The organism is Undibacterium sp. GW821-FHT11H02 (genome assembly GCF_058808015.1).
In genome coordinates, this window is sequence record NZ_JBXARG010000005.1 from 24834 (window position 1) to 37572 (window position 12739).

Below are 12739 nucleotides of genomic sequence, written 5' to 3' on the forward strand. Positions count from 1 at the left end.
CTCATTCTATCGGAACTTATTCACCTGTTATTGAGTCTGACGCTAACTTGTCTGCGCAGGATCAGACTTTAAATCAAACTTTAATAAACGCCAATCAGCAGTCTATTTTCTCTAACAAAAAATCCTTTGAAAGGTAGCACTTCTATGAATGCTCGTGTCCCTAGTCTGTTATTTGCTTCACTCATGTTGGCAAGCTTGGGTGGTATACAGTCGAGCGTTGCCGCGACGTCGACCAATGGCAACGTGGCTGTGATAGCCAATGCCGTGGACGAGAAAGATTTGGCCGCACAGCGCGCTGAATACATTCGTAAGAACTATACCAAATTTGAATACCGTATTCCGGCACGTGATGGCACCTTGTTGTTCACATCGATTTATGTCCCGAATGATGCAAGCCCGAGTAAGCGCTATCCTATCTTATTGGTGCGCACACCTTATACCGTGGCACCATATGGTACGGATAAATATAAGACGCGTTTAGGTCCGACTGAGCAGTATGAAAAAGAAGGATTTATTTTTGCGTTTCAAGATGTACGTGGCAAAAATATGTCGGAAGGTGAGTTCGTTAACATGCGCCCTCACATTGATAAAAAGATGGGTAAGAACGAGTTTGATGAAAGTAGCGATACTTTCGACAGCATAGATTGGCTGATAAAAAATTTACCAAACAATAACGGCAAAGTCGGTCAATGGGGTATTTCCTATCCGGGGTTTTATACTTCTGCAGGTGCGATTGACTCACACCCTGCCTTAAAAGCAGTGTCGCCCCAAGCGCCAATCGCAGATTGGTTTCGCGGTGATGATATGCATAGAAATGGTGCCTTCAACGTGCAACTCGCGTTCAGTTTCTTCAGTGGCTTTGGTAAACCAAGACCTGTGCCTACCGATGTCAATAACGAGCCTCCGTTCAATTGGGGCACGCCAGACGCCTATCAATTTTTCTTAGAATTAGGTCCTTTATCGAATGCAAATTCTAAGTATCTGAAAAATGCTATCCCATTTTGGAATGAGCTGACCCAACATCCGAATTACGATAGCTACTGGCAAGCGAAGAACTTATTGCCGCATCTAAAAAATATCAAAGCGGCCGTGATGACGGTAGGTGGTTGGTATGACACTGAAGATTTGTATGGTCCATTACAAACGTACAAAGCAATAGAAAAAAACAATCCTGGTATCAGCAATACTTTGGTCATTGGTCCCTGGGTGCATGGTGGTTGGACAGGCACAACGGGCGAAAAAATTGGTAATACAAATTTTGGCTTCAAGACCGCCTACACCTATCAACCGCTAGAATTTGCTTTCTTTAAACATCACTTAAAAGGTGGTGATAAACCTGCTTTGCCAGAAGCCTGGGTGTTTGAAACGGGCGCTAATCGCTGGCGCGGTTTTGATGCGTGGCCACCCGCCAATACGCAAACAAAATCTCTATATTTTAATGCCGATGGCAAGCTTAGTTTTGAGATGCCGAAGGCGGGTGAAGGTGCATATGATGAATATGTCAGCGATCCGGCCAAACCGGTGCCCTATACAACCGAAATTACGAATCGCTGGAGTAATCAATACGTCGCTGCAGATCAACGCTTCGCCAGCAGTCGTCCAGATGTCTTAACGTATCAAACGGAAATTTTGGATCGCGATGTGACTTTTGCAGGACCTTTGGAAGCATCTTTGTTTGTCAGTACGACGGGCAGTGACGCAGATTTTGTGGTGAAACTGATTGATGTTAATCCTAACAAAATGGACGCCGCGCCAGGCGAGCCTAATCGTGGTGCACAGCAGACCTTGGTGCGTGGCGAGCCTTTCCGAGCCCGCTTCCGCGATAGTTTTGAACATCCTAAAGCTTTCGTGCCAAATGAGCCGACTAAGGTCAAATTTGCTATTAATGACGTGATGCATACTTTCCAACGTGGCCATCGCATCATGATACAAGTGCAGTCGTCTTGGTTCCCTTTCATTGATCGCAATCCTCAAAAATTTGTTGATAATATTTTCGAAGCCAAGGAAAGTGATTTCATTAAAGCCAATCATCGCCTTTACCGTGGTGGTAGTAAGATAAGTTCTTTGCAAGTGCAGGTCTTGCCCGCCATGGATGAAAAACCATAGTCTGGCTGCGGAAAACTTAATGTAGGAAAAAACCCGCACATTGCGGGTTTTTTTTCGTCCCTATCCCGCGAGTGAACAGAAACTCGTTATGATATGAAAATACAAGTCTGCATAACTATAAGCTTAAGCAGACTCCTTTTTTTGTACCTGTCTACGATTCTTTTAAGTGTTAATGTAGTGTTAAATAAGACGCATCAATTGTGTGAATCCTTACGCATCCGTGTTGATGATTTACGTTTGGGAATGTTTATCACTGAGTTGGATAGACCTTGGGTACAGACGCCATTTCTGCTACAAGGCTTTTTGCTGATAGAAGACTTGGACTTGCAAACACTGCGTGGCTTGGTTAAAGAATTAGTGATTGATCCACATCGTAGTAGTTCACATGCCTTATTGCATTTACCGTTTGATATTTTGTACGAAGTGAAAGAAGTAGAAACGATAGGGAAAACCTTGGTATCCCGATCTTCGGCGGAATTGCGGGTAGTCCTTGATCAGCAACAAAATCAACTGGAGCGTGTGGTTAGCTGGTTACATAGTAAGTTTGCAAAATCGGATTATGCTCACGCCCAACGTGCTCGTCATCACCCCGCAAAGAAAACACTGCATCCACACAAGTCCAAAACACAAGTACATGCTAGTGCAGATTTCGCCCGCTTTGAACAAGAAGCGCAAGCGGATCCGCACGATCAATCTTTGAATACTTTAAATAGAACCCATACCGAAGCAGTTCGACAATTTGCCGTCAAAATGCAAGGTATAGAACCACGAGATGCGACTCTGTCGCATTTGAATTGGTGGGAAAGATGGCTGCGCTGGGGTGAGCAAGGGCGACATCTGCACCGTTCTTTATGGAATCGACCGAAACCAAGCAAACTCAGGCGACGCCCTGATTATGTGCCTGAAGACCTACATTTAGTTCATTACCGCGATCAGGTTTCTATGCCTGACGAACTGTCGCGCGCACGCGTGGTAATTGAGCAAACCGATGCCTTGATTAAAAAACTCCAGCTCGATTTGCAAAATATGCAGTCCCTGGAATTGAAGGAAGTGCTGCCTACAGTTCAACTACTTTCTGAAAGTGTGATTTCCAATCCTTCTGCACTGATGTGGTTATTGCGTATGCGCTCAGAAAATATGGGCGTGGTGTCGCATGCCTTGAAAGTGGCGGTGTATATGCTGACGCTGGGGCGCCATATTGGCTTTTCTAAGCAGCAGCTTATAGAACTGGGTTTTATTGGTCTGCTATTGGATATCGGCAAGTTAGAAATTCCTCCCGCTTTGCTACAAAAGCCAGCCAAACTGTCGGTGGAAGAGGCTTCCATCATGCGTCGACATGTGAATGCCAGCATACAGTTATTGGAAGCGCAGGAGCCCTTGAGTCAAAATGTGCGACTGGGTATCAACGAACATCATGAACGCATGGATGGCAGCGGTTATCCGCGTGGCTTGGCAGGAGCAGAAATCAGTATTTTTGGTCGTATGGCTGCGATTGCTGATAGTTTTGCGGCGATGACGTCGGCACGCCCTTATGGCGCCACCCGTTCTTCGTTTGATGCCATGAAGGAGTTATTCAGGATGGCTGAAGGGCAGCTACATGCGCCTTTGGTTGAAGAATTTGTGCAGGCGATTGGCATTTTTCCAGTAGGTAGCCTAATTCAACTCACCACCGGCGAAGTGGCGATTGTGTTGGAACACAATAAACTGAAACGCCTTGACCCTAAAGTGTTGTTATTGACCAAGGCGGATCGTAGTTTGCTGGAAAAACCCATCATGTTAGATTTAATGCAGCAGGATTTACTGGGGGATGGCGAGCGTATCAGTATTATGCGTGGCTTGCCGGATGGCGCCTACGGTCTGGTGTGTCACGATTTTTATAAGGTATAGATGCAGCGATGGTTACTCAGCAAAAAAACGCATTCGTACCACAAATAAGTGAGTTCATGCGCCTGGTCGATGCCGAGCTTGCAACAGTCGATGAACATCACGTGATGGCTTTGTTGGTCGTGTCCTTACAACGCTCTGACCGGATCCAAGCCTTATTGCAAGTGCAATACGCGCACATCGTGCAACAGCATTTTTGTGAATGTATTTATCCTAGCTTGCGCGATAAGGATAGATTTGTTTTTGCAACTGAAAACGAGTGTTGGTTTTTGTTGCCGCATTTATCTTCCGAGGCGCTGGCTGTCTTGGCGGTACATCGTTTGCTCGCTGCACTCAGTTCGCCGTTAACCATTGAGTCGCAGACTATTTTTTTTCATCCCACGATAGGCATTGCTTGCGCACCTTTGCACGCAAAAAATTCATATGAATTGGCGCGTATTGCCGATCAGGCGAAGAAAAATGCGCAACTGAATAATCTCCGTTTCGAGATGGCGCAAGTGCAACGTGACCAGCGTAGTCGCCCCGATGATTTACCACAAGCGATCAAAGCAGTGTTAGATGACAATGGCTTGGAAATGCGCTATCAACCTAAGGTAGATTTGCGTTCTAAAAGTATCAAGTCGGTAGAAGCCTTGGTTCGTTGGCCGGGTGATCATGCGCAAGTGCTGGCCACCAATATGTTAATTGATATCGCGGAACAATATGGTTTGATCGAACAATTGACCATGCAGGTTTTCAATAAAGTATTGCAAGAAGCAGCAAGCTGGGAGAGCAAGGGTTTGCATGTAGTGGTCTGGGTCAATTTGTCGGCACGCCTGTTAGCATTGCCACAATTACCGAAGATGTTAGAACGAAGTCTGAATGTGTGGAATATGCCTGCTACCGCCATTGGCCTAGAAGTAACTGAAAGCGCTTTCATTCATGATATTGAGCATACGACGGCCTTGCTATTTGAATTAAAACGTCTGGGTTTTCGTCTCTCAATTGATGACTTCGGCACTGGTTATTCGTCATTGGCGTATCTGCGTCGTTTCCCCATTGATGAGTTAAAAATCGATAAATTGTTTGTACAAGGTATGAGCAGTTCGCCGCAAGATAAACAGATCGTGCAAAGTATTATTGGATTAGCGCATAACTTTGGCTTGTCTGTGGTGGCAGAGGGTGTCGAGCAGGAGGAAACCTTGAATACTTTGCGCCTGATGGGCTGCGATGATATCCAGGGCTATTATTTCGCCCATCCTATGCCAGGGGAAAAACTTTTGGCCTGGTGTGAAGAATTCCATAGAATTAGCATGGAACGGTTGTAAAGGCGGATTACAAGTAAAGCTTTTGAGTGGCAAACCGCGGTGCGTGAGCTTGTGCCGTATTTTTTGTGTGTTTAAATTTAAGTATTGGAAACGTATAAAGTGAGTTCAGATTCTAGCCCGTCCACCCAAAGTCTATCCGTCACTCTTTCTGAAAATCGCCGGCGTTTGCGCATAGGTTTGATTGCCAATCGAGCGCATCAAGATGCCGCCGATTCTGCTTTGGTGCAGTTATTTGTACGTGCCCGCGAAGCTATTATGGCTTTGGATATTGAGTGGGTGGTAGTCGGTAGAACTCTGGATGCAATTCATAGCCATGGTTTGCAGCAAATCTGCCATCCTCACAAACGATTTCCCTATGGTCGAGATGGTGGCTTGATGAAATTAGTCGCGCATGTGGTAAATCACGATCCTGAGAACTCGGTCGACGCAGTGATTTATTTGATAGACCCAGTTGACCATTCATCGATTTTTCCTGAAGCATTAGCCTTGAAACGCCAATGTGTGATCCATGGCAAGCCCTATTTATCCACTTTGGCCGGAGCATGTGAATGGCTGGAGTTAGAAGCAACTGCCGTCGGCGCTCAACACAAGTTGCCAACGAATTTTGGCCTTGACCTGAGTCAGGAAAGCATTGCTCTGATCGCACATGATGCTTTGAAACAAAACATGTTGCAGATCGCCGAAAAACATTTTGCATTACTGGATCAATTCGCGCACCGTTATGCGACAGGAACCACCGGTTCTTTATTGAATCAATTGGCACAAAAAATCAAAGGTGAAGATGCAGGGCGACATTGGGTGCAGCCGTTTTTGTCAGGACCTATGGGCGGTGATGCACAGATTGCAGAGTTAGTTTTGGAGAAGAAAATCCGGCGTATTTTGTTTTTGGAAGATCCGCATGTGGCGCGCCAACATGAAGCCGACATTCAGTTGTTAGAACGCGCAGCTCGTACTGTCACCGATTTCGCTTTGGTGGTGAGCGATGGAGAAGGTTCTGATCGGTGGTTGCGCTTATTGACTCAACGTATTGGTTCCGTGAACTAACTCTAGGTTCCAACTTGCATGGGCATGCATTGGAAAGTAGTGTAATTTCTGTATCGATTCGGTACAATCATTTTTTAATCAATGATTCGAGTTTGCATTTAATAAATAGCCTGTTGCCTCGGATCGCAAAGAAAGAAAATAAATTTATGACACGCCGATACTCCGATATGAATCAGCACGACGCTTTATATAAAGTGGCTCGTGCTTATCCTGGTGGTTTAGATGCCTTAGCCGCGAAGATGCAGATGTCTGTCAATGTCTTGCGCAACAAATTAGCACCAGGCATAGAAACGCATTACCCCTCTTTTGAAGAAACCTCGGTGATTATCAGCCTATGCCAAGCGGCTGGTGTGAAAGATGCTCTGTTGCCGGTGCATGCTTTTTTGGCGCGGCATGGCATGGCGGGTTTTTTGGTGCCAGAACCGCAAGAGTTTACCGATGACGACTTATCACAAACAGTTTGCCGTGTCATGAGCCAGGTCGGCAATGCGGCAGAAGCGGTTTCTGAAGCGATGTTGGACAGAGTGATTACCAATGTTGAAGCAGATTTGATAGAACGCGAATTTCAAGCTGCTTTAGCGGCAATCGGCGAATGGCGCGCACGGATTCGGCAGCACCATAAGCCGACCTGAATGATCTTGGTCGCATGATGTCGGTTCCTATTTCAGATACTGCACCAACATCAGCTTCGCCACCGGTGCGACCTCAACCTAAGTCTCTGAGTGAGTTGTTTTGGTCTTTTACTTTGCTCGCCATGCAAGGCTTCGGCGGTGTGGTAGCAATAGTCCAGCGTGAATTGGTCGATAAAAAGCAATGGTTGAGTGCGGCTGAATTTGTCGAAGAATGGGCTGTTGCACAAGTCATGCCCGGTCCGAATGTCGTTAATCTTGCCATGATTCTAGGTAATCGCTTCTTCGGCTTGCGTGGTGCCTTGTGTGCCTTGGCAGGTATGCTGACTTTTCCACTGATCTTGCTCTTGCTACTGGCAATTTTCTATTCGCAAGTCGCCCAAAATTCAGGTGTGGTTGGTGCCCTGCGTGGTATGAGCGCGGTCGCCGCAGGCATGATAATCGCGAGCGGCTTGCGTCTGATTTCCGCTTTGCAAAAGCACCCTTTGGGCTGGGTCTTATGTGCTCTGATCGCCGTATTGTGTTTTATCGGCATCGCTTTTTTTCATTTCCCCCTGGTTCTTATTTTGTTGCTATTAGGGGGTGGTAGCACTGCACTGGTCTACCGTCAACTTAAGCAAATTAAATCAGGTGCAGAGTCGGCGGGAGACGCGGATGCCTGAGTTCAGTCAAATTGCTCTGACACTGAGTTGGTTGGATTGGTGCAACTTGTTTTTGCATTTCACTTTGTTGTCTTTGCTATCGGTGGGCGGCGCTGTTTCCACTTTGCCTGACATGCATAGGTACTTGGTAATGCAGCAGCATTGGATCACGGAGGCGCAATTTAATGCTTCTGTCACATTGGCGCAAGCAGCGCCTGGGCCGAATGTCTTATTTGTCGCCTTGATGGGATGGCATGTTGGTGTGAATACAGGAAGTTTATGGGGAGGACTGCTAGGCGTATTGATTTCCATGGCGGGCATCATTTTGCCAAGTGCAACTTTGACTTTGTGCTTTGCAAACTGGAGTCATAAGAATCGCGACTTAATTGCCGTGCGCAGTTTTAAATTGGGTATGGCACCTGTTGTTATTGGTTTGCTGGTGGCAACGGGTTGGCTTATGGCGAGTGCGCATAGCAATTGGCGAATCGACTGGCCAGTATGGTGTGTGACCGCCTTGTCCGCCATCGTCGTGTGGCGCACCCGATTGCATTTACTTTGGTTGTTGCTGATCGGTGCCATACTGGGTTGGCTTGGCCTGATTTAATTTCACATTCTCAGCGGCTATCGCCAAGCATCAAGATTTTATTGGCAGGCTTAAGCGCACTTCTAAGCCACCCTCGGGCAAATTGCTTAAGCTTAGTTTGCCGTTATGCTGGCGTGCGATATTCAGTGCAATGGTCAATCCCAGCCCGGTCCCTCCGGTTTCACGCGAGCGCGAAGTTTCCATGCGATAGAAAGGTTCAAAGACACGGGTTTGCTGATCGACCGGAATGCCGTTGCCTTGATCGCGCACGCAAATATGCAACCATTGTTGCTTCGCTTCTGTGCTTTGAATCAAGTGCAGTTTGGCGCTATGTCCGTATTTGATGGCATTGTCTAACAAGTTATTCAGGCAGCGGCGTAAGGCCTGAGGTCTGGCCATGACGGTGGCTTTAGATTTGTCGAGTAAGCTGACATCATGTCCTGCATCGCTGGCATCCGCGCAAATACTGTCGAGTAAAGAGTCGATATCGAGCGCTTGTAATGCTTCATTGCTATCCATACTGCGAGCCAGATCTAATCCTTCTTTGACCATCATTTGCATACTGGATAAGTCGCCCACTAGCTTGTCGTGCAACTCTTGGTCGTTCACTTTCTCCAAGCGCAGCCGTAAGCGCGTCAAGGGTGTTTGTAAGTCGTGGGTAATTGCCGCTAGCATTTGTGTGCGTTGCTGGATATGGTCACGAATTCGCAATTGCATGGAGTTAAAAGCACGTGTGGCCTGTTGAATTTCTTTCGGTCCGTGCTCTGCCAGTGCGGGACGATTGATATCGTGACCTAAATCGGTTGCTGCCTGCGCCAATTGTTGCAAAGGACGTATGGTCATGCGTGATACGAACAATGCCAGACCAGCGATGCAAGCTAAAAACAGGCCGAGATAGAAGTAGGTTTCCGGTTGTATTGGGGCAGTGGGCGGACGCGCAGGGAAAATCGTCTGATGTAGTCCGCTGCCATCATTCAATACAAAAATCAGCGCTTCACAAGCTTCGGCCGGGCCACGATCATCGCTGCGCATCAGGCAGTTTTCTGGCGCGGGCGGCAGCGGAATAATTTTGAATGATTTACCCAGACGCTCGCTGAGTGCAATGCCATAAGGCGTACTCGCTTTATACTCAGGCACATTGGCTGGGACGGGGACTACTTTCAATCCAAAACGATGAATCGCTTTTAACAAGCCTTCGCGATTTGCAGCCGGTAGTGCATCAATCGCCTGCACTAATTGTTCTGCATGTTTGGCTCGGTCGGCGCGATAATTATTACGCTCATTGCTAATCGTATTTTGACGCTCGCCAAATGCCAGCCACCACGTCAGCGCGGCTGAGCAAATAATGCCAAATAAAAGTACTGAAAAAATTCGACCTGAGATGGAGTCAAAGCGAGAAATGAATCGAAAATTGAAGCTTGCCATAATGAGATTACATCATCCGGTGAATGCTAGTGGGTTTCCGCAGTGACGTTGACGGATAGCACATAGCCACCATTGCGCACTGTTTTAATAATTTGTGGAGAGCGTGCGTCTTCACCGAGTTTTTGGCGTAAGCGACTGATTTGAATATCGATAGAACGATCAAACGGATCGGCATCGCGTCCTTGTGTCATATTCAATAGCTGATCGCGATTGAGTACAGTATTGGGTTGTTCTAAAAAAATATTTAATAAACGGTATTCTGAGCCAGACAAGGCGATTACTCGTTCATCCGGACTGATTAAGTGACGTGCGACTAAATCCAGTGTCCACTCACCGAAACGTAATTTTTTGGGACTCTCATCATGCTCGCTCCCGCCATTGTTTTGCGTACGGCGTAATACACTACGAATTCGGGCCAATAGTTCACGTGGCTCAAAAGGCTTAGGCAAATAGTCATCGGCGCCCATCTCCAAGCCGAGAATCCTATCTAAAGGCTCACCACGGGCAGTTAGCATAATGACAGGCAGATTGGATTTGGCGCGCAAATTTCGACACAAGGTCAGGCCATCTTCGCCCGGTAAATTCAGGTCTAATACCAGCAGATGCACAGGGTTTTTTTCTAAGCAACTCCACATAGCGTGACCATCCGCCGCCATCAAGGTAGTGTAACCATGTGTTTCCAGATAGTCCGCCAATAAGCTGCGGATTTCCCGGTCATCGTCAACAATTAATACAGTATTTTGTGTATCCATGATTCTATTATCTGATAAGAGGATGTTGCCGGGCGCTTGATTTTGTATCGACTTGTTATCATAAATTGAGATTGAAACAATATGACACATGCAGAGCCAGAATTACTTCTACAGTGCTTGTTCGGGTTACAGATCGATACACATTCAACTTAGATTGTCACTTCTTACTTACATTTGAAGCGCAATATGTGCGATATGTGCAATGCACATGACTAGGTCTAGTTCAACGCAGCCAGTCTTTTTATGCATTTAAAACTTAAAGGATAACATCATGAAATCGATAAAAAATAGTTTGTATCTAGGTTTAACCGTAATTTCTTTGAGCCTGGCCTCATCGGTGTTTGCACAGCAGAGTGCCACGCCACGTCCCCCCATGGATCAAGCCAAGATGATGGAGAAAATGAAGGCAGGTATGGAAAAGCATCACAACATGATGCACGACAAATTGAAGATCACTGCTGCACAAGAAGGCGCTTGGAAGACTTTCATCGAAGCGACCAAGCCCACCATGATAGAGCATGGTGAGGAAATGCGAGCTGACAGAAAAGCAATGGAGGGCTTATCAACGCCTGCCAGAATGGAAAAAATGTTAGAGCATTCGAAAGAACGCTTGGCACAAAGGCAAAAACATCTAGATGCACTGAAAACGTTTTATGCCGTATTGACACCAGAACAGCAAAAAATCTTTGATGATAGCCATCAACGCATGCGCCATCGCATGCAACGTGGCATGCAACATAGAATGCAAGAGCGCATGCACGATCGTATGCACGGACGCATGCAAGGTGGTGCTCATGAACGTATGGAAAAATAAATTCTTTTTGGTGTATCTCAGTTTGGTATGACAAAGTATTTGTAAGCATTTTGCCTTGTTCCGCTAAAATGGAGGCTTAGGCCTAAGCTGGCACGCATAAGTATCGATGTTATGCGCCCCCAAACAGCCTCCATTTTTTAGGCGATTACGTCATAGCGTTTTCGATCAGTTTCAGAAAACCAATGCCGTCTTTAATCGCTACGCACTATGATCCTAAAAACCTCAGTTGACCGCATAATGGCGTCTTGGAAGGCGCATGAATATTAACTTTTACGGTACTTTTTCTGTTTACCAATTGGGTGACAGTGCTACCAATTCGATTGCGTACCTTTTTGCCTTTCTGAACTTCGTTGCTCCTACTATCAAGGTGAAGTTTGCTTGCTCGTCACGCTTCGCCAGAATCATGCGGAAATACAGACTAGAACTCGTCCAACTGAGGATTCCAGGATGATAAATTCCACTTCGTTTGAGCGTCAGTCTGGCAACAAGAGCATGACCGTGTCTGCGACTACAGCAGGGTCCATAGTTCCATTGCCAGAGTCAGCAATAGCAACCGCAGCACGGCATTTAGGTGATGTATTGCGTTTGTGTTTTCAACATCCTTCTGCTCATGCTGCGGTCGTGGTATTCGATCTCCGTACCGATTTATCGACGGCTTTGATGCAAGCTTATCGTCGCTGTTTGCCAGACGCAGTCTTTATTAATTTTGATGACAACACGCCGCAACAAGTGTTGGCCAGTTTTGAGAATTTGGTCGCGGGTGACTTAGTCGTTTTGGTGCAATCGACGAATTTCCGTATGGACGCTTACCGCATTCGTGTTGAATTATTCAAACGCGACTTGAAAGTGATAGAGCATCCGCATCTGGGGCGTATGCCCGGCGAGCAGGCTTTAGCTTACATCGATGCTCTGGCTTACGACATTGACTACTATCGCGGTGTAGGGCGGGGCTTAAAACGTTTGATTGATAATGCACCATGTGGCATGGTCGATAGTGGTGAGGGCGCACAATTGGTGTACGCTTCGCCGTTCGAAGAGGCCAAGCTCAATATCGGTGATTACAGCGATATGAAAAACTGGGGCGGCCAATTTCCTATCGGTGAGGTATTTACTGAAGCAAAAGATCTTCAGGCAGTGAATGGCCGTGTGCGTATTTTTGTGTTTGGTGACACCAGTTTTTCCGTGAACAAACCTCCCCAACCGATTACGCTCGTGATTGAACAAGGGCAAGTCGTTGACGTCATCGATTCGACTCCCGCTTTTGATGAAGTGATTGCACAAATTAAAGCCGATGAATCGGTAGTGTGGGTGCGAGAATTAGGTTTTGGCCTGAATCGGACTTTCAATCGGGAACGTCTGGTCAGCGATATTGGTACCTATGAGCGCATGTGCGGCATCCATCTCTCTTTGGGCGCAAAACACGGTATTTATGGCAAGCCCAATTTTAAGCGCGGGGACGGCAAATACCATGTTGATGTATTTGCTGTGACTGAATCCGTTACTTTAGGCGAACAAGTCGTGTTTCGCGATGGCGCCTGGGTCGTGTAGGTAGTC

General features: G+C 46.6%; 11 protein-coding genes. 9 read left to right on the forward strand and 2 right to left on the reverse strand.

The window, feature by feature from the left end:
- Positions 1 to 144 precede the first annotated feature (144 nt).
- From AC1RR2_RS06730 to AC1RR2_RS06760, 7 genes are all read left to right on the forward strand, one after another.
- The gene (locus AC1RR2_RS06730) at positions 145 to 2106 is read left to right on the forward strand and encodes a CocE/NonD family hydrolase (RefSeq protein WP_493221527.1); all 1962 of its coding nucleotides are present in this window, start codon (positions 145 to 147) and stop codon (positions 2104 to 2106) included.
- 177 nt (positions 2107 to 2283) lie between these two features.
- On the forward strand, positions 2284 to 3993 hold the full coding sequence (locus tag AC1RR2_RS06735; protein ID WP_493221528.1) for a cyclic di-GMP phosphodiesterase: 1710 nt from the start codon (positions 2284 to 2286) through the stop codon (positions 3991 to 3993).
- Between the two features lie 56 nt (positions 3994 to 4049).
- Positions 4050 to 5297, forward strand: coding sequence for a putative bifunctional diguanylate cyclase/phosphodiesterase (locus AC1RR2_RS06740; protein WP_493221529.1), 1248 nt, complete (start codon positions 4050 to 4052; stop codon positions 5295 to 5297).
- A gap of 165 nt (positions 5298 to 5462) precedes the next feature.
- Positions 5463 to 6341 carry a methylglyoxal synthase gene (locus AC1RR2_RS06745; RefSeq protein ID WP_493221704.1) on the forward strand — a complete coding sequence of 293 codons (879 nt, stop codon included), beginning with the start codon at positions 5463 to 5465 and terminating at the stop codon, positions 6339 to 6341.
- A 146-nt stretch (positions 6342 to 6487) separates the two neighbouring features.
- The gene (locus AC1RR2_RS06750; protein ID WP_493221530.1) at positions 6488 to 6973 is read left to right on the forward strand and encodes a phage regulatory CII family protein; all 486 of its coding nucleotides are present in this window, start codon (positions 6488 to 6490) and stop codon (positions 6971 to 6973) included.
- Between the two features lie 17 nt (positions 6974 to 6990).
- Entirely contained in the window at positions 6991 to 7632 is a 642-nt protein-coding gene (locus AC1RR2_RS06755) for a chromate transporter (protein WP_493221531.1), read from the forward strand.
- A complete protein-coding gene (locus tag AC1RR2_RS06760; RefSeq protein WP_493221532.1) occupies positions 7625 to 8215 on the forward strand; it encodes a chromate transporter in 591 nt (196 codons plus the stop codon). The genes AC1RR2_RS06755 and AC1RR2_RS06760 overlap by 8 nt, the downstream gene beginning before the upstream one ends.
- Positions 8216 to 8245: 30 nt before the next feature.
- On the opposite strand, the gene AC1RR2_RS06765 is transcribed toward AC1RR2_RS06760, so the two are convergent.
- Complete coding sequence (locus AC1RR2_RS06765; RefSeq protein ID WP_493221533.1) at positions 8246 to 9619, reverse strand: ATP-binding protein; 1374 nt, start codon at positions 9617 to 9619, stop codon at positions 8246 to 8248.
- 26 nt (positions 9620 to 9645) lie between these two features.
- Positions 9646 to 10371, reverse strand: a complete 726-nt coding sequence (locus AC1RR2_RS06770; RefSeq protein WP_493221534.1) for a response regulator — start codon at positions 10369 to 10371, stop codon at positions 9646 to 9648.
- Between the two features lie 271 nt (positions 10372 to 10642).
- Here AC1RR2_RS06770 and AC1RR2_RS06775 point away from each other — a divergent pair, with 271 nt between their 5' ends.
- Positions 10643 to 11185: a Spy/CpxP family protein refolding chaperone gene (locus tag AC1RR2_RS06775; RefSeq protein ID WP_493221535.1), complete on the forward strand. Its 543-nt coding sequence runs from the start codon at positions 10643 to 10645 to the stop codon at positions 11183 to 11185.
- A 492-nt stretch (positions 11186 to 11677) separates the two neighbouring features.
- On the forward strand, positions 11678 to 12733 hold the full coding sequence (locus AC1RR2_RS06780) for a M29 family metallopeptidase (RefSeq protein WP_493221705.1): 1056 nt from the start codon (positions 11678 to 11680) through the stop codon (positions 12731 to 12733).
- The last annotated feature ends 6 nt before the right edge of the window (positions 12734 to 12739 follow it).